This is a genomic window from Lachnoclostridium sp. An138, from assembly GCF_002160765.1.
GTDB classification, from domain to species: domain Bacteria; phylum Bacillota; class Clostridia; order Lachnospirales; family Lachnospiraceae; genus Laedolimicola; species Laedolimicola faecalis.
In genome coordinates this window covers 25,544-49,411 of sequence record NZ_NFLF01000008.1, presented here as the reverse complement: position 1 = coordinate 49,411, position 23,868 = coordinate 25,544, and the positions used below count along the sequence as shown (strand labels likewise).

At 51.4% G+C, this 23,868-nt stretch carries 21 protein-coding genes and 1 other annotated feature; all 21 genes read right to left on the bottom strand.

The window, feature by feature from the left end; all coding sequences use genetic code 11:
• Positions 1–22: 22 nt before the first annotated feature.
• The gene (gene rpoB, locus B5E82_RS08535; RefSeq protein WP_087307143.1) at positions 23–3,934 is read right to left on the bottom strand and encodes a DNA-directed RNA polymerase subunit beta; all 3,912 of its coding nucleotides are present in this window, start codon (positions 3,932–3,934) and stop codon (positions 23–25) included.
• A gap of 276 nt (positions 3,935–4,210) precedes the next feature.
• Positions 4,211–4,588, bottom strand: coding sequence for a 50S ribosomal protein L7/L12 (gene rplL, locus B5E82_RS08530; RefSeq protein ID WP_087163576.1), 378 nt, complete (start codon positions 4,586–4,588; stop codon positions 4,211–4,213).
• Between the two features lie 132 nt (positions 4,589–4,720).
• A complete protein-coding gene (gene rplJ / locus B5E82_RS08525; protein WP_087307142.1) occupies positions 4,721–5,221 on the bottom strand; it encodes a 50S ribosomal protein L10 in 501 nt (166 codons plus the stop codon).
• Between the two features lie 62 nt (positions 5,222–5,283).
• Positions 5,284–5,424 (bottom strand) — a sequence feature (ribosomal protein L10 leader region).
• A gap of 39 nt (positions 5,425–5,463) precedes the next feature.
• On the bottom strand, positions 5,464–6,156 hold the full coding sequence (gene rplA, locus B5E82_RS08520) for a 50S ribosomal protein L1 (RefSeq protein WP_087307141.1): 693 nt from the start codon (positions 6,154–6,156) through the stop codon (positions 5,464–5,466).
• Positions 6,157–6,233: 77 nt separating this feature from the next.
• A complete protein-coding gene (gene rplK, locus B5E82_RS08515; protein WP_087163573.1) occupies positions 6,234–6,659 on the bottom strand; it encodes a 50S ribosomal protein L11 in 426 nt (141 codons plus the stop codon).
• Positions 6,660–6,727: 68 nt separating this feature from the next.
• Positions 6,728–7,243: a transcription termination/antitermination protein NusG gene (gene nusG, locus B5E82_RS08510; protein WP_087307140.1), complete on the bottom strand. Its 516-nt coding sequence runs from the start codon at positions 7,241–7,243 to the stop codon at positions 6,728–6,730.
• A gap of 10 nt (positions 7,244–7,253) precedes the next feature.
• On the bottom strand, positions 7,254–7,478 hold the full coding sequence (secE, locus tag B5E82_RS08505; protein ID WP_087307139.1) for a preprotein translocase subunit SecE: 225 nt from the start codon (positions 7,476–7,478) through the stop codon (positions 7,254–7,256).
• 24 nt (positions 7,479–7,502) lie between these two features.
• A complete protein-coding gene (rpmG, locus tag B5E82_RS08500; RefSeq protein ID WP_140393106.1) occupies positions 7,503–7,652 on the bottom strand; it encodes a 50S ribosomal protein L33 in 150 nt (49 codons plus the stop codon).
• A 259-nt stretch (positions 7,653–7,911) separates the two neighbouring features.
• Complete coding sequence (locus B5E82_RS08495) at positions 7,912–8,703, bottom strand: EFR1 family ferrodoxin (RefSeq protein WP_162610743.1); 792 nt, start codon at positions 8,701–8,703, stop codon at positions 7,912–7,914.
• Positions 8,704–8,797: 94 nt separating this feature from the next.
• Positions 8,798–9,181, bottom strand: coding sequence for a VOC family protein (locus B5E82_RS08490; RefSeq protein ID WP_087307137.1), 384 nt, complete (start codon positions 9,179–9,181; stop codon positions 8,798–8,800).
• 44 nt (positions 9,182–9,225) lie between these two features.
• The gene (locus B5E82_RS08485) at positions 9,226–10,110 is read right to left on the bottom strand and encodes a DegV family protein (RefSeq protein WP_087307136.1); all 885 of its coding nucleotides are present in this window, start codon (positions 10,108–10,110) and stop codon (positions 9,226–9,228) included.
• 112 nt (positions 10,111–10,222) lie between these two features.
• Positions 10,223–12,148 carry an NAD(+) synthase gene (locus tag B5E82_RS08480; protein ID WP_087307135.1) on the bottom strand — a complete coding sequence of 642 codons (1,926 nt, stop codon included), beginning with the start codon at positions 12,146–12,148 and terminating at the stop codon, positions 10,223–10,225.
• Positions 12,149–12,213: 65 nt separating this feature from the next.
• On the bottom strand, positions 12,214–13,095 hold the full coding sequence (gene hslO, locus B5E82_RS08475) for an Hsp33 family molecular chaperone HslO (RefSeq protein ID WP_087307134.1): 882 nt from the start codon (positions 13,093–13,095) through the stop codon (positions 12,214–12,216).
• Positions 13,096–13,152: 57 nt separating this feature from the next.
• Positions 13,153–13,908 (bottom strand): class I SAM-dependent DNA methyltransferase, encoded by a 756-nt coding sequence (locus B5E82_RS08470; RefSeq protein ID WP_087307219.1) that lies wholly within the window; start codon positions 13,906–13,908, stop codon positions 13,153–13,155.
• Positions 13,909–14,084: 176 nt separating this feature from the next.
• A complete protein-coding gene (locus B5E82_RS08465) occupies positions 14,085–14,339 on the bottom strand; it encodes an HPr family phosphocarrier protein (protein ID WP_087307133.1) in 255 nt (84 codons plus the stop codon).
• On the bottom strand, positions 14,336–15,235 hold the full coding sequence (whiA, locus tag B5E82_RS08460) for a DNA-binding protein WhiA (RefSeq protein ID WP_087307132.1): 900 nt from the start codon (positions 15,233–15,235) through the stop codon (positions 14,336–14,338). Before whiA ends, B5E82_RS08465 begins: the two co-directional genes overlap by 4 nt.
• Positions 15,236–15,309: 74 nt before the next feature.
• Positions 15,310–16,188 (bottom strand): RNase adapter RapZ, encoded by an 879-nt coding sequence (gene rapZ, locus B5E82_RS08455; protein WP_087307131.1) that lies wholly within the window; start codon positions 16,186–16,188, stop codon positions 15,310–15,312.
• Positions 16,189–16,290: 102 nt separating this feature from the next.
• A complete protein-coding gene (murB, locus tag B5E82_RS08450; RefSeq protein ID WP_087307218.1) occupies positions 16,291–17,202 on the bottom strand; it encodes a UDP-N-acetylmuramate dehydrogenase in 912 nt (303 codons plus the stop codon).
• Between the two features lie 118 nt (positions 17,203–17,320).
• The gene (gene uvrA / locus B5E82_RS08445) at positions 17,321–20,161 is read right to left on the bottom strand and encodes an excinuclease ABC subunit UvrA (protein ID WP_087307217.1); all 2,841 of its coding nucleotides are present in this window, start codon (positions 20,159–20,161) and stop codon (positions 17,321–17,323) included.
• Positions 20,162–20,283: 122 nt separating this feature from the next.
• On the bottom strand, positions 20,284–22,335 hold the full coding sequence (gene uvrB / locus B5E82_RS08440) for an excinuclease ABC subunit UvrB (protein ID WP_087307130.1): 2,052 nt from the start codon (positions 22,333–22,335) through the stop codon (positions 20,284–20,286).
• A 405-nt stretch (positions 22,336–22,740) separates the two neighbouring features.
• The gene (locus B5E82_RS08435) at positions 22,741–23,847 is read right to left on the bottom strand and encodes a tyrosine-type recombinase/integrase (RefSeq protein WP_087307129.1); all 1,107 of its coding nucleotides are present in this window, start codon (positions 23,845–23,847) and stop codon (positions 22,741–22,743) included.
• Between the last annotated feature and the right edge of the window lie 21 nt (positions 23,848–23,868).

Here is a 23,868-nt window from a genome sequence, read left to right as displayed (position 1 = left end):
CCTTCTATTATTCGTTATACGACTACTCTTCATAGTCTTCTTCAAAGTCCACAAAATCGTCGTCATCCGGCTCTTCCTGTATGTCTACCAGCTCTTCGCCTTCAAATTCCTGCTTGCTGAAGCCGTAGTCGCCGAAAGATTCCTCGTCCTTGTCGTACCTCCTGTCGCCTTCGATGATGGAGCGCAGATCCACTTCGCCGTAATCGCTGGTCTCCATGATCTCAACCTCAGTATTGTCATCTCTGAGCACTCTTACATCCAGACCCAGGGACTGAAGCTCTTTCAGGAGCACCTTAAAGGACTCGGGAATACCCGGCTCAGGAATATTGTCTCCCTTGATGATTGCCTCATAGGTCTTCACACGGCCGATGACGTCGTCAGACTTCACGGTCATGATCTCCTGCAGGGTATAAGACGCGCCGTAGGCCTCCAGAGCCCACACCTCCATCTCTCCGAAACGCTGGCCGCCGAACTGGGCTTTTCCACCCAGAGGCTGCTGAGTAACCAGAGAGTACGGGCCGGTAGAACGGGCATGAATCTTGTCGTCTACCAGATGGTGCAGCTTCAGGTAGTGCATGTGGCCGATGGTAACAGGGCTGTCAAAGTACTCGCCTGTACGGCCGTCACGAAGACGAACTTTTCCGTCTCTGGAAATGGGCACGCCCTTCCATAACTTCCGATGTTCTCTGTTCTCTGACAGATACTCCATAACTTCAGGAAGCAGTTCTTCTTTATGCTTGCTTTCAAAGGTCTCTCCTGACCATCCTTCTCCGCAGGCGTTGGTCTCTCTTCCCTCTGCCTTCCAGGCGGCCGCCTCTTCCTCATCAAAGGGCAGGTTCGCATAGTCGTTGGCCAAATCCAGCGTATCCATGATATCGCTCTCTTTCGCTCCGTCGAAGACAGGAGTCGCCACATTAAAGCCAAGGGCCTTGGCCGCCAGACTCAGGTGAATCTCCAGTACCTGTCCGATATTCATACGGGACGGCACGCCCAGCGGATTCAGTACGATATCCAGCGGACGGCCGTTCGGCAGGAACGGCATATCCTCCACCGGAAGCACACGGGAAACCACACCCTTGTTTCCGTGACGGCCTGCCATCTTGTCGCCCACGGAAATCTTACGCTTCTGCGCTATATAGATGCGGACTGCCTGATTTACGCCCGGAGACAACTCGTCGCCGTTCTCTCTCGTAAATACCTTGGCATCCACCACAATACCATATTCTCCATGAGGAACCTTCAGGGAGGTATCGCGGACCTCTCTTGCCTTCTCACCGAAGATCGCTCTCAGCAGACGCTCTTCTGCGGTCAGCTCAGTCTCTCCCTTGGGGGTAACCTTTCCGACCAGGATATCTCCCGCGCGGACTTCTGCACCGATGCGGATGATTCCCCGCTCGTCCAGATCCTTCAGAGCGTCGTCGCCGACACCGGGAACGTCTCTTGTAATCTCTTCCGGTCCCAGCTTGGTGTCACGGGCCTCTGCCTCATACTCCTCGATGTGCACGGAGGTATATACATCCTCCTGCACCAGACGCTCGCTTAAGAGAACGGCATCCTCATAGTTATATCCTTCCCAGGTCATGAAACCGATCAGAGGGTTCTTGCCCAGCGCGATCTCTCCGCCGGAGGTGGAAGGACCGTCTGCGATGACCTCGCCGGCTTTCACCTTATCGCCCTTAAATACAATCGGTCTCTGGTTGTAGCAGTTGCTCTGGTTGCTTCGGGAGAACTTCGTCAGATGATATACATCCTTCGTTCCGTCCGCGCACTTAATCACAATCTCATTGGAAACGGAACGCTCCACTACTCCGTCATGCTTCGCAATCACGCAGACACCGGAGTCCACAGCCGTCTTAACTTCCATTCCGGTTCCCACTACGGGAGCCTCCGTAGTCAGAAGCGGCACGGCCTGACGCTGCATGTTCGATCCCATCAGAGCACGGTTCGCGTCGTCGTTCTCCAGGAAAGGAATCAGAGCCGTAGCCACGGAGAACACCATTTTCGGAGATACGTCCATATAATCAAACATGGAACGCTCGTACTCCTGAGTCTCCTCGCGGTAACGACCGGATACGTTCTTACGGACAAAATGTCCTTCCGCATCCAGCGGCTCATTCGCCTGTGCTACATGGTAATTATCCTCTTCATCCGCGGTCATGTAGACTACCTCATCTGTAACCACCGGATTCTTCGGATCTGTCTTGTCAATCTTGCGGTACGGCGTCTCAATAAAGCCATACTCGTTGATCCGCGCGTAAGTCGCCAGAGAGTTGATCAGACCAATGTTCGGTCCCTCAGGCGTCTCGATGGGACACATTCTTCCGTAATGGGAGTAATGCACGTCGCGGACCTCGAATCCCGCACGGTCTCTGGACAGACCGCCCGGTCCCAGAGCGGACAGACGGCGCTTATGCGTCAGCTCGCCCAGCGGGTTGTTCTGATCCATGAACTGGGACAGCTGGGAGGAACCGAAGAATTCCTTCACGGCAGCCGTCACCGGCTTGATATTGATCAGAGACTGCGGCGTAATATTGTCCTGATCCTGCGTAGTCATACGCTCGCGGACCGTACGCTCCATTCTGGAGAGACCGATGCGGTACTGATTCTGCAGCAGCTCGCCCACGGCACGGATACGGCGGTTGCCCAGATGATCGATGTCATCGTCATTTCCGATACCGTACTCCAGATGGATGTTATAGTTAATGGAAGCAATGATGTCTTCCTTCGTAATATGCTTCGGAATCAGCTCGTGAATATCACGCTTCACGGCTGCCTTAATCTCCTCCGGATCGGAGGTTTCTTCCAGTATTTTTTTCAGAGCCGGATAATATACTAACTCCGTAACACCCAGTTCCTTCGGATCTGCGTCCAGATAGTGGCGCAGATCTACCATCATGCTGGAGATTACGCGCACAGCCCGCTCCTCGCACTGGATCATAACGAAAGGAACGGCCGCGTTCTGGATCTCATCTGCCAGCTCCCGGGTCACCTGTGTGCCTGCCTCGGCGATAATCTCGCCTGTCTGGGTGTCCACCACATCCTCAGCCAGGATATGGCCCGCGATACGGTTGCGCAGCATCAGCTTCTTGTTGAACTTATAACGGCCCACTTTTGCCAGATCATATCTTCTCGGATCGAAGAACATGCTCATAATCAGGCTTTCAGCGCTCTCCACTGCCAGCGGCTCACCCGGACGGATCTTCTTGTACAGCTCCAGAAGACCTTCCTGATAGTTCTCCGCCGTATCCTTGCTCAGGGTAGCCAGGATCTTCGGCTCTTCACCGAACAGATCGATGATCTCCGGATTCGTTCCGTAGCCCAGGGCACGCACCAGTACGGTTACCGGCACCTTTCTGGTTCTGTCCACACGTACATAGAAAATATCGTTGGAATCCGTCTCATACTCCAGCCATGCACCGCGGTTCGGGATGACCGTACAGGAATAGAGGCCTTTTCCTACTTTATCATGATCAATCGCATAGTAAATTCCGGGGGAACGAACGAGCTGGCTGACGATGACACGTTCTGCGCCGTTGATCACAAATGTACCTGTCTCTGTCATCAGCGGCAGGTCACCCATGAATATCTCATGCTCATTGATTTCATCTGTTTCTTTATTATAAAGACGTACCTTGACTTTCAGAGGAGCTGCGTAAGTGGCATCTCTCTCCTTGCATTCCTCAATGGTGTACTTGATATCGCCCTCACCCGTACAGAGCGTGAAGTCCACAAATTCCAGACTTAAATGCCCGCTGTAATCGGCAATCGGGGAGATATCGTCGAACACTTCGCGAAGTCCTTCTTTCAGGAACCAGTTGTAGGAATCCTTCTGAACTTCGATCAGGTTCGGCATCTCCAGGACTTCTTTTTGTCTGGAATAGCTCATTCTGTAGCCCTTTCCGGTGTTCACCGGACGTATTCTGTTCTTTTCCATTGACGTTCACCCCTTATTTAATATGGAAGTCAGCTGCTATTTCGTCATTTTTTTCATAAAAAATAAAATGAATTTAGAGCCCAGCTCACCACAATAGTGCACTGTACATGATACCACAATGCAAAATTTGTGTCAAGCACTAAATTCAAAAATTTTCAGCATTTCTTTTATATACTTTTTCTCTGCCCGCAGCGTCTCCGGAAATTCCGTCTCACTACGCAAAAAGAGGACAGAAACCACTGTCTCTGTCCTCTCGAATCCTTTGTCTGAAAGAACTTATTTCAGGGTTACGCTTGCTCCCTGCTCCTCCAGCTTAGCCTTCAGCTCGTCAGCCTCAGCCTTGGATACGCCCTCCTTGATTACCTTCGGAGCGCTGTCTACCAAGTCCTTAGCTTCCTTCAGGCCAAGTCCGGTTACTTCACGAACAACCTTGATAACCTTAACCTTGGAATCTCCAGCGCTGGTCAGCTCTACGTCGAAGGAATCCTTCTCCTCAGCTGCTGCTGCCTCGCCAGCTCCTGCTGCCGCTACAACTACGCCTGCTGCTGCAGATACGCCAAACTCTTCCTCACAAGCCTTTACCAGCTCGTTCAGCTCTAATACGGATAACTCTTTAATCGCTTCAATAAACTCAGCGGTTGTTAACTTTGCCATTTTATTTTCCTCCTGATTTTTTCATTTTTCTTTATCCGGAATTCCGCAGAATTCCACTTATTTCATAAGTCTCTGTAGACTATGGCTGCAGCCTTCAGGCTGCGGCCCGCTGTTTTTGAAGAAGCAGACTGCTTATGCCTCTGCTGCTCCATTCTTGCTCTCCGCGATCTGATTCAGAACACGCGCAAGATTTGCAATCGGGGACTGAATGCTTCCAAGCAGTTTTCCGAGCAGCTCGTCTCTGGACGGAATCTTGGATACCGCATCCATGCCTGCCGCGTCGTAGTAGGTTCCCTCTACGATTCCGGCCTTGATCTCAAGAGCTTTTGCGTCTTTTGCGAACTTCGCCAGAATTCTGGCCGGAGCCGTAGCGTCTGTCTTGCTAATCGCAACAGCGTTCGGTCCTTCCAGGTGCTGGGAAAGTTCCTCACAGGGAGTTCCCTTGAACGCAAAATTCATCATCGTATTCTTGTAAACCTTGTAGATGATGCCGTTCTCTCTGAGCTCTTTACGAAGTCTGGTGTCTTCTTCTACAGTCAGACCGCAGTAGTTTACCAGAACTACAGACTGAGCGCCGTCGATATTCTCGGCAATCTCCTCTACGATCGGTTTCTTTAACTCGACCTTTGCCATGAATGGTATACCTCCTTTTAGATTTTTGTGTACACCAACCCGATACCGGGAAATCCATGGATCGCTCCATGAAAAAACCTCCCTGCCCGCATAGACAGAGAGGTTCTGAAAGTCATTCCATAAATGAATGTATCGTCCTCGGCAGGCGTATTTACCTTATGCCTTACGGCACCTGCTGTCTTCGGGTCGTGTTACATGCTATGATAGAATAGCATACTTTTTTCTGTATGTCAATCAATAAATTACGCAAGCTTTACAGGATTCAGCTTTACGCCCGGTCCCATGGTCGGAGCAAGAGTTACGCTCTTCAGGAACTGTCCCTTTACAGCGGAAGGTCTTGCCTTATTGATTGCATCGATCAGCGTCTGGAAGTTGTCTGCTAACTGCTCCTCGGTGAAGGAAGCTTTTCCAATCGGCACGTGGATAATGTTTGTCTTGTCAAGACGGTACTCGATCTTACCAGCCTTGATCTCCTGGATAGCCTTGGTCACATCCATGGTAACGGTTCCGGCTTTCGGGTTCGGCATCAGACCCTTGGGTCCAAGTACACGGCCCAGACGTCCTACAACGCCCATCATATCCGGTGTAGCTACTACTACATCGAAATCCAGCCAGCCTTCGTTCTGGATCTTCGGAACCAGCTCCTCAGCTCCTACAAAGTCTGCGCCTGCAGCCAGTGCCTCGTCGGCCTTTGCGTTCTTTGCGAATACCAGCACACGGGCAGTCTTACCTGTTCCATGAGGAAGAACTACGGCGCCGCGGATCTGCTGATCTGCGTGGCGTCCGTCGCAGCCGGTGCGGATGTGAGCCTCGATGGTCTCATCAAATTTTGCGGTAGCGAGCTTCTTTACGATAGCTACTGCCTCTTCTTTATCATACTGAGTCTGTTTGTCGTAGAGCTTTGCAGCCTCAACATACTTCTTTCCATGTTTCATATTAAATAACCTCCTGGTGGTAATTGCGGGATTACGGGTTTCTCCCTCCCACGTCTGACATTGTTATACAGTTTCTATTAGTCCGTTACAGTGATACCCATGCTGCGGGCTGTTCCTGCGATCATGCTGATAGCCGCGTCGATGCTGCCTGCGTTCAGGTCCGGCATCTTGAGCTCTGCGATCTTCTGAAGCTCTGCTCTTGTGATGGTAGCCACCTTGGTCTTGTTCGGAACTCCGGAACCAGACTGGATGTTGCATGCCTTCTTCAGCAGAACTGCTGCAGGCGGAGTCTTTGTGATGAAGCTGAAAGATCTGTCTGCGTAAACTGTGATAACAACCGGGATGATCATTCCGTCCTGATCTGCGGTTCTTGCGTTGAACTGCTTTGTGAACTCAACGATGTTCACACCGTGCTGTCCAAGAGCCGGACCTACAGGCGGAGCCGGTGTTGCCTTTCCAGCAGGAATCTGCAATTTAATATAACCTGTTACTTTCTTTGCCATTTTAGGCACCTCCTTGTGGTAATTGCGGGTTTCTGGGTTTCTCCCTCCCACTTGCTTGTTTGTAGGTGTTACATTTTTCTGATTTCAGAGAAGCTGATCTCCACCGGTGTCTCTCTTCCAAAGAGATCCACGTTGATGATCACGCACTGCTTGCTGTGGTTCATGGACTGAATCACGCCTACTGTGTCGGCCCAGATTCCTCCTGTAACCGTGACAGTATCGCCTTCCTTGAAATCAACTACGACATTTTCAGACTGGATTCCGAGCGGACGCATCTCCGCCTCTGTCAGAGGAACCGGTTTGGAACCCGGTCCAACAAAGCCGGTCACACCTCTGGTGTTGCGCACCACATACCAGGTGTCGTCATTCATGACCATATTAATCAGAACATAGCCCGGAAACATCTTCTTCTGAACCTGCTTCCTGGCTCCGTTCTTCATCTCGACCACGTCCTGCATGGGAACCCTCACTTCGAGGATCTGATCCTCCAGGTGTCTGTTTTCAATCGTCTTTTCAATGTTGGCCTTTACCTTGTTCTCGTATCCGGAATAGGTATGGACTACATACCAGTTTGCCTCTGCCATATTCTCACTCCTATAAACTGATCAGCACATCGATTCCATAAGACAGTATAATGTCCAGAATCTTAATGATAATGCCCAGAGCTATGGATGTAAGCACAACTGCGACCGTCTGCTTCGCAACAGTCTTCCGGTCGGGCCACATGATTTTCTTAAACTCGGCCTTCAGACCCTTGAACCAGCTCTTTTTCTGAGGCTTCTCGGTTTTCTTCGGGGCCTTTTCTACTGCTTCGCTCATCGTCCCACTATCCTTTCCTGCACCTTATTTTGTTTCCTTGTGCAGTGTGTGCTTTCTGCAGAATCTGCAATATTTGCTGGTCTCCATCCGGTCCGGATGGTTCTTCTTCTCTTTTGTCATGTTGTAATTCCGCTGCTTGCACTCGGTACATGCCAATGTGATTTTTACACGCACAACTTCCACCTCCGCTTAATTTTTACTTTTTGCTGGCACATCCGGCTATCTGAAGGGCCGGACTGCCGATTTTTAGGCATAAAAAAAAAGCCTACTTCCATTCGCCCTGCTATCATATCACGGACGCACGGCGCTGTCAAGGGTTTTTACAGGACCTTTATGAAATCAGGCCGCCCACCAGGCCCGGTTTCACAAAAATCCCAAAGGCTAATCTTCCAGAATACCTCCCAATTCTTAGTTATCGCTTTTTCTTTGAATCTCATTCCCATTCAGCAATATAATACATTTCCGGCTTTCTGTACTGCGCGCACTTTTCCTCAAATCCCGCGCGGGCCGCGAGGTAAGCCTCTCCGTGGTAATCTCTTGCCTTCTCAGGACAGACCGCGATGCAGGCTCCGCAGGAAATGCAAAGCGCCCCGTCGGTCTCACGGGGATTCTCCCTGCTGATCGCTCCCTGCGGACAGACCTGAACACACTTTCCGCAGCCGACGCACTTTTCGTCTCCGTCCGGATGGAAGGGAACCCCTTTGAATGCAGACGGGTCATAAGATGCCTTTCCGGGCACCTGGATCTTTTTGTCTTCCCACAGCTCTCTCCGGGCCAGAAGGTCTCTGCACCGTCCCGCAAATTCTTTCATGGCTGTCCGGTCGTCTTCATCGGGCCTTCCGGCTGCCACGGTCGTGAAAATAGAATGCTCCGCGAGAAAGGCTCCCGCCGCGATCACGATAAATCCCTGTTTCTCCAGCAAATCCCGCATCTGCACCAGCGCGTCGTCATAATGCCGGTTTCCGTACACTGCCGCTATGACCGCCGGCGTGTGATTTCCCTCCAATGTAGAGACACGCTCTGCGCAGATATGCGGAATAAAGCCGCCGTAAACAGGCATGGAAAACAGCAGCGCCTCGCCGGCAGGAATCTGGATTTTTTCCTGAACGGCCGCGGGCGTCAGCCAGTCGTGTTCTTTTACTTCCATTCCCATTTCGGAAGCAATGCAGTCCGCGCAGGCTTTGGTCGTGCCTTTTCCGCTGAAATATACGTTATGTAATACCATATCTTTCTCTCCTTCTCTTGCCTCACACATTTTTATTCTCTGCCAGTATACGGCCCTATTCTTCCCACCTCCCGGAACATCCTGCGCCGTGCGTTTACACTGTGACCTCGATCTGGTTTCCCTCGATTCCCACAATACAGCTCTCGTAATAGCCGTCTCCTGTGGTTCTTGGCCCGCTGAGCGCCTCATAACCGTCCGCTTTCAGAACCGCAGTCAGTTCGTCTACCTTTTCTCTGCTCCCCACGCTGAAAGCAAGATGGATCAGGCCCGTCCGCGCCGGCGTCTTCTCCGGGTCCTCCATAGACGGACGGTTCATGATTTCCAGCCTGGCTCCTCCTTCAAAGGAAAGGAAATAAGAGCGGAAATCTGTATTTTTATTGTGATAGCCCTCATTGGATACCGCGCCGAAATATTTCACGAAAAATTCCTTTGCTTTTTCCAGATCATTTACATACATGGCAATGTGTTCTATCTTCATGGATCTTCTCCCGCTCTTTCTATATGCGCGCCGTGGCCGGCCTTCTATTTCAGGTATTCCGCGTATTTTTCTTCGCTGGCATTCAGGAATACGATTCCGATGATTCCCGGACCCGTATGGGCGCCAATGGCGCAGCCCACCCAGGAACGGATAATATCATGGCAGTGATATTTTTCCTCCAGCATGGCGCATACCTTTTCACAGGTCTCGGGATCGTTTCCATGCACTACGCTGATAATCTGCTTATCCAGCTCTACGCCCCGCTCTCCTACAAGCTCCACGCAGCGTTTCAGCGACTTGTGGCGGCCGCGGATTTTTTCGGTGGCGACCAGAGCGCCATCCTGATTGATCTCAATGATAGGTTTCAGGTCGAGCACTCCGCCCAGCACAGCCGAAGTCTTACTCAGACGTCCGCCCTTATACAGGTATTCCAGCGTCTCCACCGTCACAATGTGCTCCATATGCGAACAGAAGTACTGAGCCGCCTCAATGATCAGCTCCTTCGGCGCTCCGTTCGCCTGCATGCGCAGAACCTTTTCCACAGCCAGTCCGAATCCCATGGAAGCGCATTTCGTATCGATAATCGTTATTTTAAAATCAGGATACTCCTCCTGAAGCTCTTCCTTTGCAAGATTTGCCGCATTGAAGGTTCCGGCGATTCCCGTGGAAAAGCACAGGTACAGAACCTCATCCCCGGCTTTTGCGTAAGGCTCAAAATTTTCATGGAACATATACTGATTGATATGATAGGTTTTGATGTCGGCTCCTTCCGCCTGAATCTTGTAAAACTGCTCTGGAAAAATCGTCTTTCCGTCAAAATAGTCGGTTCCGTTGATCGTGACCGGCGTAGGGATCACATGAAGCTGGTATTTTTCAATGATTTCCTTTGGCAGATCTGAAGCGGAATCGGTAATAATCTTAAAAGCCATTGTCTCTCTCCCCTGTCTTTCTTATTTGATTGAGCGGGCAGACGCCCTGTTTCTGTAAAGTTTCGCAGCTGTTCAGCGCCTTCACGGTTATGGTCCGGCCTGTGCTGAATCATTACAATGTCTCAAGTTCCTTCAGCCATATGGCCGCGCTGGCGTCACTGGGCATCCTCAGGTCTCCTCTGGGCGACACTGCCACAGATCCTACCTTGGGACCGTCCGGCAGACAGGACCTCTTAAACTGCTGGGTAAAGAACCTGCGGTAAAAGGTCTTCAGCCATTTCAGAATCGTATCCTCCCCATATGCTCCTGCAAAAGCCAGACGGGCCAGACGATATATCTTCGCCGGCGTGAACCCGAAACGAAGCACATAATACAAAAAGAAATCATGCAGCTCATAGGGACCCACCAGGTCTTCCGTCTTCTGAGCGATCACTCCGTCTTTTGGCGGAAGCAGTTCCGGGCTCACCGGGGTATCCAGCACATCCAGGAGGGTGGCCGCAAGCTCCGGGTCTCCACAGGTGTCGGCATAATACCGGACCAGATGGCGGACCAGGGTTTTGGGCACTCCGGCGTTAACACCGTACATGGACATGTGATCCCCGTTATAGGTGGCCCAGCCAAGAGCCAGTTCCGACATATCGCCTGTTCCAATTACCAGGCCTCCGGACTGATTCGCCAGATCCATCAGCACCTGCGTTCTCTCTCTTGCCTGGGAATTTTCATAAGTCACATCATGAACTTCCGGATCGTGTCCGATATCCCGGAAATGAGTCGTGACCGCTTCCCGGATATCCACCTCCCGGAGTGTGCCGCCCAGCTTTCTCACCAGCTCGCAGGCATTCCGGTAGGTCCGGTCCGTGGTTCCGAAACAGGGCATCGTCACACCCAGAATGCCTTTCCGGGGCAGTCCCAGACTGTCAAAAGCCCTGACCGCCACCAGAAGCGCCAGAGTGGAATCCAGTCCCCCTGAGATTCCCACCACAGCCGTCCTGGAGCGGGTGTGCTCCAGCCGCTTTTTCAGGCCCATATACTGGATCGCGAAGATTTCCTCGCACCGTTTCTGCCGGTCCTGGCTGTCATCCGGAACAAAAGGAGCCGGATCGATAAAACGAGAAAGCTTTGTCTCCTCTTTGTTCAGATGGAAACCTATCTCTGTGTAAACCGCGTCGGTCCTGGAGAAAAATGTGGTCATCCTTCTCCGCTCCCCCACAATTCTGGCAATGTCCAGATCCGCGTAAATGGTCTCATTCTTAAAACGAGCGGAACGGCTCAAAATCTTCCCGTTTTCCGCAATCAGATTATGGCCGCCAAACACCAGATCCTGGGAGGATTCTCCCTCTCCCGCATTGGCGTAAATATATCCGCAGACCAGCCGGGCAGACTGCCCGCTGATCAGCGCTTCCCGGTACGCGTCTTTTCCCGTGGTTTCATCGCTGGCGGAACAGTTGACGATTACGGTCGCTCCGGCAAGGGCATGGTGGATGCTCGGCGGGTCCGGCACCCATACATCCTCACAGATCTCCGCCGCCACTGCCAGTCCCGGCATCTCCTCACAGGTAAACAGAAGCCTTGTTCCAAAGGGAATATAATCCCTTTCTCCATCTCCGGAATCCGTCCAGACAGCATCCGCTTCCTGGTTTCCCCGGGCAAAATGCCGGAGCTCATAGAATTCCCCGTAGTTGGGAATGCAGGTCTTTGGCACCAGGCCAAGCAGCTTTCCTCCCTGAAAGACCGCAGCCACATTGTAAAGCTTTCCTTCCTTTTCCCAGGGAAGCCCTGCGAAAATCAGAGCGTCCAGTTCCCTGGTCTCCCGGATAATCTGCAGAAGAGCTTCCTTTGCGCTCTCCAGAAGCAGCTCCTGCAGAAACAGATCCCCGCAGGTATAGCCTGTGATGCAAAGCTCCGGAAATACAATAATCTTTGCCCCGTTCCCCGCAGCCTCTTTCGCAAGACGGATAATTTCCCGGGCATTCCCTTCCGGGTCCGCCACCTGTACCTTCGGCGTCACAGCCGCCGTTTTAATAAATCCGTGTATCATACCATTCCCTCTCCGGAAGCAGGCATTTTCAGCCCCTTCCTTATAAATCCCCTGCCGGTCCGGTTCTACCGCTTTGCCTTTGCCAGGATTCTCTTCAAATCCTCCACATCAAAAGTGTACGCGCGGTCACAGAACTGACACTTCACCTCAATGGGTTTATTTTCCTGGATCATTTCGCGGATATCCTGGCTGCCGATGCTTACAATCGCCTGCTCTACCCGCTCTCTCGTACAGTTGCAGTAATAGGCGGCCGGAAGGGTATCCGTGATCTCCAGGCCAAAATCACCCAGAAGATAGGAAAGAATCTCCTCCGGCGTCATTCCCTGATCCAGAAGAGCTGTCACGGAACTTACCTCAGACAGCTTCTTTTCCAGCGCGTCAATGATATGGTCATCCGTAAAAGGCATCAGCTGAATGATAAAGCCGCCCGCCTGCCGCACCGTGTTATTACGGTTCAGGAGCACACCCAGGCCCACAGAAGAAGGAACCTGCTCCGAAGTGGCAAAATAGTACGTAAGATCCTCCGCAATCTCTCCGGTCTGAAGCTCGGTCTGTCCCACATAGGGCTCCTTCAGTCCCAGATCCTTGATCACTCTCAGCATTCCATTTCCAATGGCTCCCGCCACGTCCAGCTTGCCCTTCGCATTTGCGTGAATCAGCACCGCAGGCTCGTTTACATAGCCCTTGACCCGGGCTTTCGAGTCCGCCGTCACCGTAATGCCGCCGATGGGGCCGTCTCCCTTAATCTGCAGGGTAAGTAGATCCTGCTCTCCCTTCATCATGGCTCCCATCATAGAACCCGCGCTTAAAAGTCTTCCCAGGGCCGCCGTAGCCACAGGGCTTGTGTTATGAATGGAGCGGGCCTTCTCCACCAGCTCCCTGGATGTGATGGCAAAGGCACGGATCTGAAGATCCGCTGCCGCCGCTCTGACAATATAATCTGACATATCTGCTCCTTTATTCTGTCTCTGCTTCTCTGTCTCTGCTTCTCTGATTCCGCCGCTCTATCCGTCTGCTCTTTTCCGCGCTGCCACAAAGAGCCGCTCCGTCTCTCTCCGGAGCTCTCCCCCCGTCTCATCGTCCAGCATTTTTTCTACCTGAAATCCGGCTTTCTCCAGAAGCCCTTTCACAGCCTCAGCTTCATACGCTCTCTGAAAATGGGTTTCTTCGAACCTTTTGTATCTGCCGTCCTCTTCCTTTATGTAGAGTGTCAGATCATATTCGTTCAGCTTTTCTTCCGGATCATAATAATTCTCCCAGATAAAGCTTCCCTCTTCCCGGTTTTCCGCAATGACAGACTCTCCCAGAATCTCTTCATATTTATAAACGGTATTCAGGTCAAAAAGGATGACCCCATCCGGGTCCAGATAGTTATGGGCCAGGCGGAAAACCTGAAGCAGATCCTTTTCCTCTGTAATATAGTTCAGGGAATCACAGGCGCTGACAACCGCCCTGACTGTGCCGTACAGTTCGAATTCACGCATATCCTGCAGGAGATAAAGAATATCGTGTCCCGATTTTCTCTTTTTTTCATCGGCCAGCTCCAGCATCTCCTCTGAAGCGTCCACGCCAATCATATCATACCCCGCATCCGCGAGAAGCTCCGTAATGCTGCCTGTGCCGCAGCCCAGATCCAGCACCAGACCCTCACGAATTCCATATTCCTTCAGATTTTTCACGATCCGTTCCGCCCATTCCCGGTAGGGAACGCCATCCATAAACAGATCATAAACTTCTGCAAAACCGGTGTATGCGTCCATCTGTGCCTCCCTGTTCCAGTCTCTCTCCAGTCCGGTGGACACGCAGTAATCCGGCCGGAATTCTGTCCGGACTGCTGCTGTTTCCCATGATCCAGAGGTATATTTCATCATAGCAAATTTCCCACAAAAATACAAGGACTGCCGCATCCTTTTGCGGCAGCCCCTGTGCATCCTTCTTACTTGCTGCTTAAAAACTTTTCTATATTGGCAAGAGCCTCTTCCTCGTCTTCTCCATTGGCGGAAACGGTCACTGTCTCGCCCGCGTAAAGACCCAGGGTCATCATTCCCATGATGCTCTTGGCGTTCACTTTCTTGTTGTCACTTTCCACATAGATTTCGCTGCCATACTGACTTGCTACCTGCACCAGCAAGGCCACCGGTCTGGCCTCCAACCCATCTGGAATTTGAATCGTGATCTCCTGCTTAATCATAATATTCTCTCCTCCTTGTGTTCCCTTAGCTCCTCTGCAATAAAACTCAGCTTCCTGAGTCTGTGGTTCACCCCTGATTTTCCCACCGGCGGAGTGAGCATCTGTCCCAGCTCCTTCAGTGACATTCCAGGCTGCTCCAGACGCAGCCTGGCTATCTCAGCCAGATTCTCAGGCAGCTTTTCGAAGCCGATTGTGCTCTGGATATACTGGATATCCTCAATCTGCTTCACCGCTGCAGAAACGGTTTTATTCAGGTTGGCAGTCTCGCAGTTCACCTGCCGGTTTACAGAATTCCGCATTTCTTTCAGGATACGGATATTCTCAAATTTCATCAGCCCCACATGTGCTTCCATCACATTCAGAATATCTGCTATCTGTGAACCTTCCTTAACATATAGAATGTAACTGTGCTTGCGAAGCGTAATCTTCGCTTCAATTCCAAAGCTTTCCAGCATGGCGGAAAGCTGCTCTGCTCTGGCAGAGTCGGCGCATACAATCTCGAAATGATACCCCTTTTCCGGGTCGCTGACGGAACCGGAGGCCAGAAACGCTCCACGGATATAAGCGCGCCTGCAGCATGGATTCTGGATCAAAACATGCCTGACCGCTGTCATATCCGTCAGGGCCGTAATCTCAAAGCTCCTATTCCCATGAGGCTTTCTGTTCTGACGAACCGACACGTTCATGTTTATATTAAATGTTTTTTTCAATAATGTAAAGTATTTTCTTGCAACTGCCAGATTTTCCGTATGCATTCTTACATTTCCGGTTCCCTCCGTCCCCGCTTCCACATGGCTGCAGAAGCTTAGAATGGCGGAAATCTCCGCAAGACGGCAGTGTCTGGCAGACGGGAGCTGCCAGGACAGCTCCTGCTTAATTTCACTGGAAAATGACATCTGTCACCTCATACTGTTTCTCAGGCCCGGTTCGGGAACCGCCGCGGTTCACAAAACCGGGACACCAAACTCTTTCAGTGGGCCTTCACAATTGCGTCCTTTTCAATATCCCGGTGCTCAATCCGGACCGCGTAATCCGCATTTTCCCGCAGACGCTCATACAGCCTGTTGGCCAGCGTCACAGAACGGTGCTTTCCGCCTGTACAGCCGATGGAAATCACCAGCTGGTTCTTTCCTTCCAGCACATAGTTGGGAATCAGAAACTGTATCATATCGATCAGCTTGTCCAGAAACCGGTGGGACACCTCGAATCCCATCACAAAGTCCTGAACCTCTTTGTCATTTCCGCTCAAGGCTCTCAGTTCTTCATAATAGTAGGGATTCGGAAGAAATCTCACGTCAAACACCAGATCCGAGTCATTGGGAATTCCATATTTGAAGCCAAAGGACAGGACTGTAATCACCAGATTCTTGAAGTCCTGATTCTGCACAAAAATCTTATCCAGCTCCTGCTTCAGCTCCCTTGTCAGAAGGCTGCTGGTATCAATAATGTAATCTGCCTGCTTTTTCAGAAAGAGCAGTTTTTTTCTCTCCTGAACAATTCCCTCAATGATGCGGCCCTCCTGCGCAAGCGGGTGATTTCTTCTTGTTTCCTTGTATCTCTTCACCAGGACTTCGTCCGAAGCATCCAGGAACAGAATTTCATATTTATATCCGGCCATGGTCAGCTTCTCCAGTGTGGAGGTCAGCTCATCCAGCGTCTTGCCGCTGCGGATATCCAATCCCAGAGCCACCTTGGAAATCTCACTGGTGCTGGAATAAATCAGCTCCGCAAATTTGCCGATCAGCGAAATCGGAAGATTATCCACGCAGAAATAACCTGCATCTTCCAATATTTTCAGCGAAGTTCCTCTGCCTGCACCGGACATCCCGGTTACTATCACAAATCTCATTTGTATTCTCCCTCAAATGCCTCTCCTCTTGCTGCCATTCCCGCTCCATCCCGGCGTACCCTGCCTGATATATCTTCTCCGCAGCAGGAGTCCCGGAATTCTTCAGAACCCCAGTGTCTTTACTTCCATTTCCAGTTCCACGCCAAACTGTCTGCTGACTTCGGACTGCACATGCCGGATAAGGTTCATAACATCCTCCGCCGTGGCGTCTCCCGTATTGATCACAAAACCGCAGTGCTTTTCAGAAACCTGCGCTCCGCCCAGACGGTATCCCCGAAGCCCGGCATCCATAATCAGTTTTCCAGCGAAATAACCTTCCGGCCTCTTAAAGGTACTTCCAGCGCTGGGGTATTCCAGCGGCTGCTTCTCCGTCCTTGCCGTCCGAAGCTCCTGCATACGGGTCTCGATTTCTTCCGGATCGCCCTTTCGAAGCTCCAGAAGCACGCTCAGCACCACGTAGCCCTCCCGGGCAATCACACTGGTCCGATAGCCCAGCTCCAGCTCTTCCCGCTTCAGTCTGAGAAGCTTTCCGTCCTTTCTCATCACAAGCGCTTCCCGCACTACGTCTTTCATTTCTCCGCCGTAGGCTCCCGCATTCATGACCAGGGCTCCTCCAAGCGTCCCCGGAATCCCGGAAGCAAATTCCAGGCCGGTAAGCCCTTCTCTGGCCGCCAGGTGTGCCGCCTTCACCAGAAGCACTCCTGCTTCCAGCTCCATCAGGCACCCTTCGATGCGGACCGCTTCGAAATTGTGAAAGAGCTGTATCACCACACCGTCATATCCATCATCGCTCACCAGCACATTGCTGCCGTTCCCCAGAATATACCAGGGCTCACCCGCTTCTTCGCAGGCTTCCACCGTCTCCGCAAGCTGGGCCGCTGTCTGCGGAAGGCAAAAGCAGCGGGCCGGGCCGCCGATTCGGAAGGTCGTGTGCTTTTTCATAGGCTCATCCCGAAGTACATTTTCCGCCCCGTTTATCTCACATAAGGTTTTGTATAAATTCTCATTCTTCATATCTGTATACAGTGTCCTGTTCACTTTCATTTTACTTCGTTACGATACATTATATGCAAAATTTGAAATTTACACAACCCCTGCGTTAAGAGCGGACTTTTCCCATTCCGTCTCACATCTATTTTCTGGGCTTCAGATACTTTTTCAGATACCGGCCTGTATAAGACACCTCCTGCTCAGCCACCTCCTCAGGCGTTCCCCTGGCAATCACAGTGCCGCCGCGGTCTCCGCCTTCCGGGCCCATATCAATGATATAATCCGCGGTCTTAATCACATCCAGGTTATGCTCAATGACAATGACCGTATTGCCGCCCTCAGCCAGGCGCTGCAGGATCTCCGTCAGTTTATGGACATCCGCGAAATGAAGTCCCGTGGTGGGCTCGTCCAGAATGTAAATGGTTCTTCCTGTACTGCGGCGGGAGAGCTCCGTGGCCAGCTTGATTCTCTGGGCCTCTCCTCCGGACAGGGTCGTGGAAGGCTGGCCCAGCCTGATATAGGAAAGCCCCACGTCATTCAGGGTCTCTATCTTTCTGCGGATAGAAGGAACCGGTTCAAAAAACTCCAAAGCCTCCTCCACAGTCATATCCAGCACATCGTAAATGCTCTTTCCTTTATATTTAACCTCCAGCGTCTCACGGTTATACCGTTTTCCCTGGCATACCTCGCAGGGCACATACACATCCGGCAGGAAATGCATCTCTATTTTTATGATACCGTCACCGGAACATGCCTCACAGCGGCCGCCTTTCACATTAAAGCTGAAACGGCCCTTTTTGTAGCCTCGGCTCTTGGCGTCGGGCGTAGAGGCAAAAAGATCCCGGATCTGATCAAAAACTCCCGTATAAGTAGCCGGATTTGATCTGGGTGTGCGTCCAATGGGAGACTGATCAATGGCAATGACTTTATCCAGCTGCTCCACACCCTCCATAGATTTATATTTTCCCGGAATCGTCCTTGCGCGGTTCAGCTTCTTTGCAAGGGTTTTATACAGAATCTCATTGACCAGCGAACTCTTTCCCGATCCGGATACGCCGGTCACGCAGGTCATAACGCCCAGAGGGAACGCCACCTGGATATTCTTCAGGTTATTTTCTGCCGCTCCCTTGACCGTAAGCCAGCCTGTGGGCGTCCGGCGCTTTTCCGGCACCGGAATCTGAAGCCGGCCGCTTAAGTAGGCGCCTGTAATGGACTCCGGGCAGGCCATGATATCCTCCGCGGTTCCCGCGGCCACCAGACGGCCGCCGTGTTCTCCGGCACCCGGTCCGATATCCACAATATAATCTGCCGCAAACATGGTGTCCTCATCATGCTCCACCACAATCAGCGTATTGCCCAGATCCCGCAGGCGCTTCAGCGTCGCCAGCAGCTTGTCATTGTCCCTCTGGTGAAGGCCGATGCTGGGCTCATCCAGAATATAAGCCACACCCACCAGGCCCGAACCTATCTGGGTCGCCAGACGGATTCGTTGAGCTTCGCCGCCGGACAGGGTCCCTGTAGCCCGGGCCAAAGTCAGATACTCCAGTCCCACATCCACCAGGAATCCGATTCGGGCGCGGATTTCCTTCAGAATCTGGGCGCCGATCAGCTCCTGCTGGGGCGTAAGCCGCAGGTCCTTCAGAAAATCATACAGCGTCCGGACAGACATGGCGGTAATCTCCGCAATATTTTTATCCGCTACTGTCACTGCCAGAGAAGTCTTTTTCAGACGCTGGCCGCCGCAGGTCTTACAGGGTGTGATCCGCATAAACGTCTCGTATTCCTGTTTTACGATTTCCGAACCCGTCTCACGGTAACGCCGTTCCACATTTTTAATTAGTCCCTCAAAGGCCACATCATAAACGCCCTGGCCTCTCTGCCCCTTATAATGGACCTTCACCTTGCGGCCGTCCGTTCCGTGAATCAGTATATTCTGGATTTCCGGAGACAGCTTTTCATAGGGTGTATTCAAATCAAAATGATATTCTTCCGAAAGTGCCTTCAAAAGAGCATAGGTGAAGCTGGACGGGTCCGTACAGGACTGCCAGCCCATAACTGCAATGGCTCCCTCCGCAATGCTTAGGGATTTATCGGGAATCATCAGATCCTCATCAAATTCCATCTTATAACCCAGTCCGTAACAGTCCGGGCAGGCGCCGAAGGGATTATTGAAGGAAAAGCTTCTGGGCTCAATTTCCTCCATACTGATGCCGCAGTCCGGGCAGGCATAGCTGGAACTGAAGGACAGAACTTCCTCCTCACTTCCTCCTACAATCTCCACAATCAGAAGTCCCTCTGCCAGATTCAGCACAGTCTCAATGGAATCCGCCAAGCGCCGCTCAATGCCCGGCTTCACCACCAGACGGTCCACCACAATCTCTATCAAGTGTTTTACATTCTTTTCCAGTTTGATGTCCTCAGAAAGCTCGTAAAGATTTCCGTCAATCTTCACACGCACAAAGCCGCTTTTTCTGGCCTGTTCCAGCACCTTCACATGCTCGCCCTTGCGTCCTTTTACCACCGGAGCCAGCAGCTGAATTCTGGTCCGCTCCGGCAGCGCCATGATCTGGTCCACCATCTGGTCCACGCTCTGCTTTTTGATCTCCTTGCCGCATTTGGGACAGTGGGGAATTCCAATCCGCGCGTAGAGCAGACGGAAATAATCGTAGATTTCCGTCACCGTTCCCACCGTAGACCTGGGGTTCCGGTTGGTAGACTTCTGGTCAATGGAGATAGCGGGAGACAGACCCTCTATGCTCTCCACATTGGGTTTCTCCATCTGTCCCAGGAACTGGCGCGCATAGGAAGACAGGGATTCCATATACCTTCTCTGTCCTTCCGCATAAATGGTATCGAAAGCCAGCGAGGACTTTCCGGAACCGCTTAACCCCGTCAGCACAACAAATTTATCTCTGGGGATGTCCAGATCCAGATTTTTCAGATTATGTTCATTTGCTCCTCTGATTCTGATACAGTTTTTCATAATACTCCTCTTATCTTTTGCTCTATAGCCTGCGCCGGAACCCGGAAAATATTCCTGCCGGATTTCCGCCGGGTATCGTCTGCGGTTTTCTTCCATTATTGCACAGATTTCCCGCGATTTTCCTACAGATCCGCAAGCTGCTTCTTCAGCTCAATCATCTTGTCGCGCAGCTCTGCGGCCAGCTCGAAATTCAGCTCCGCGGCAGCCTTCTTCATCTTCTTGTCGATATCCGCAATCAGCTTCTCCAGTTCCTTCCTGCTCATGGACTCCGGATCTTTCTCGAACCGCAGCTCCTCCTGGGCAATCTCCTTCGAAATGCTGATAAGCTCCCGGACTGATTTCTGAATGGTCTTCGGCGTGATACCGTGTTCCTTATTGTATGCCTCCTGCAGCGTCCGTCTTCTCTCCGTCTCATCAATAGCCAGACGCATGGAATCTGTGATGGTGTCCGCGTACATGATGACATGACCTTCCGAGTTCCGGGCCGCGCGGCCGATAGTCTGAATCAGAGATACCTCCGAACGCAGAAATCCTTCCTTGTCCGCATCCAGAATTGCCACCAGCGTGATCTCCGGAATATCCAGACCTTCCCGGAGCAGATTGATTCCCACCAGCACGTCAAAGACATCAAGACGCATATCCCGGATAATCTGCGTCCGCTCCAGCGTATCGATATCAGAATGCAGGTATTTCACGCGGATGCCAAGCTCACGCATATAATCTGTCAGGTCCTCTGCCATCCGCTTGGTCAGCGTCGTAATCAGAATTTTATGGCCTGCCGCAGTCTCCTTATTGACTTCGCCCACCAGGTCATCGATCTGTCCTTCTACCGGGCGCACCTCCACCTTCGGGTCCAGAAGTCCTGTAGGCCGGATAATCTGCTCGGCCCGCAGCATCTCATGATCCGCCTCATATTCTCCCGGCGTGGCTGATACAAACAGGATCTGATCTATTTTACTTTCAAATTCTCCAAAATTCAAGGGGCGGTTATCCATGGCAGAAGGCAGGCGGAAGCCATAATCTACCAGGGTTTTCTTCCGGGACTGGTCCCCCGCGAACATGCCCCTGATCTGCGGAATCGTCTTATGAGACTCGTCAATAATAATCAGAAAATCATCCTTAAAATAATCCATCAGAGTGTTGGGCGGCGTCCCCGGCGCATAGCCTGCCAGATGGCGGGAATAATTCTCGATGCCGGAACAGAAACCCGTTTCCTTCAGCATCTCGATATCGAAATTCGTCCGCTCTGCAATCCGCTGGGCCTCCAGCAGCTTATCCTCGCTCTTGAAATACCGGACGCGCTCCTCCAGTTCCTCCTCAATGGCCGCGGCCGCCCGTTTAATCTGCTCCGCAGGCACCACATAATGGGAGGCCGGAAAAATCGCCACATGATTCAGTTCTTCTTTAATCTCCCCGGTCAGCACATCAATCCGGGTAATCCGGTCGATCTCGTCGCCGAAAAATTCCACCCGCACGGCAGTCTCCGCCTCATTGGCCGGAATGATCTCGATCACATCTCCCCGCACCCGGAAGGTACCGCGCTTGAAATCCATATCATTTCGGTCATACTGGATATCCACAAGCTGCCGCAGCACCTCGTCCCGGTCCTTTTCCATTCCCGGCCGCAGGGACACCATCATCTTCTCAAAGTTTTCCGGTTCACCCAGGCCATAGATACAGGACACCGAAGAGACGATGATGACGTCGCGGCGCTCGATGAGCGCCGCAGTAGCCGACAGGCGGAGCTTGTCGATCTCATCGTTGATGGCGGAATCCTTGGCAATGTAGGTATCTGTAGAAGGCACATATGCCTCCGGCTGATAATAATCATAGTAGGACACAAAATACTCCACTGCGTTCTCGGGGAAGAACTCCTTAAACTCCCCGTAGAGCTGTGCCGCGAGGGTTTTATTGTGGGCGATGACCAGCGTCGGCTTGTTCAGCTGCTGAATGACATTGGCCATCGTGAAGGTCTTGCCAGATCCCGTAACCCCCAGTAAAGTCTGGGCTTGGTTGCCTTCCCGGAACCCTTTTACAAGCGCCTCGATCGCCTGGGGCTGGTCGCCGGTGGGCTGATATTCTGAGTGTAATTTGAAACCGGCAGCTTTTTTGCCGGTTTCATGAGCAGGGAGCTGGTCTTTGCCAGCGGATTGCGAATGTCCTTGATTTCCCATTTTCTATTTTTCCTCCCAGATGACCGTAGTAAAAAGTTCGAGTATATGCCCGAAATTCGTAAAATTTGAGTATTTTGGCCTGGCATATACACGAACTTTTTCTTTTTTACGAATTCAGGTCACCAAAATGTGTTTTTCAAAACTGCGTAACACCAGATAAACAAAAGTGAAATTGGCATTTCTAAAGGTCACCAAACATGCCAGAATTCACGTTGTTCATTCTGGCACGCTCAGAACCTTCGGTTCTTCGCTGCCTAACCAGAGAAAAGCAAATGCTCCCTCCGGCCGCGCTTGCTTTTCTTCCAGTCAGGCAAATTATAGCATGGATAGTCAAAAAAGTATAGCCGCATTTTAGAACATCCGTTCCTCTCTGCCGCTACACTTCTTTTTCTAGTATGTTCAATTTTACTTAAGATAGTCATCTGCTGAGATAACCACTTCTATATTCTCTGTCTTAATCTCAGAATCTTCATCCTCTGTCGGCAGGACTTCATCAATAAACGGCTGTATCTCATCCACACAGTCAGCGATAATTCCCCGGTTGTCTCCATATACATCCATTGTGATAATCTCTTTTGCGTGGCCCATCAGTTTGGAGACAGCTTTCGGATTGAAGTCATTTTTCAAAAGAAGAGTACAAAAGGTACTTCTTAAATCATGCCAGCGGATGTTGGGTAAGTTATTTTCCTTCAGAAGTCGCTTATAATGTTTAAAATGAAAATCCTTGCCACGTGAGCGCCCGTAACTGGAACAGCAGATGTAATCATCATCCTGAAATTGGTTCTTTCTGCGGCTCCGGTTCCTCTCGTATATCTTCCTCTGCTCCAGAATCGCTTCAAATACATAATCCGGTATAGGGATATCCCGGTAGCTGGACGGTGTCTTCAGCCTCACTTCCTGCTTTGTAAAAGTCTTGGGTGCAAAATCCTCCTTCTTTGTGTTGAGCCTCTTCCCCAGCTGCCGCTCTACTCTCAGCGTCCGGTTAATATAATCCACATCAGAGTATTTCACTCCATTGATCTCCCGGCGCCTGAGCCCCATCAGTACGTTGAACAGCACCTGCATATGAATCGGCGTGTCCCTGCTGGCCTCCAGCAGAATCAGTGTCTGCTCCATATTCAAAGTTTTCTGCGTGTCGATGTTTCTGGTATGGTATGGCTTTTTTGCCACCTTTTTTGGCAAGTCTATGCCCTCCGCCGGATTATCTGCACGGACCTTCTTATCCACTGCATACTTCATGGAAACATTCATCACGGTTTTCAGGAGCCTGGCTACAGAAGGAGAATACTCTGTCTTTTCCTTATAGAGCTTTACTACATCCCCTCTGTTAATGTCCGTCATTTTCCGCTTCCCCCAATGGGGAACGATGTGGTTCTTCACAATGTCCCGGTAATTATCGTAGGTCTCTGCACTTCCCACACGGTTCCGGATATCATTTTCCAGCCAGAACTCCAGGAACTCCTTCACACTGACATTGGAATATACCACATAGGTCCCCGCATACAATTCCAATGATACCTTCTTATCCTTTTA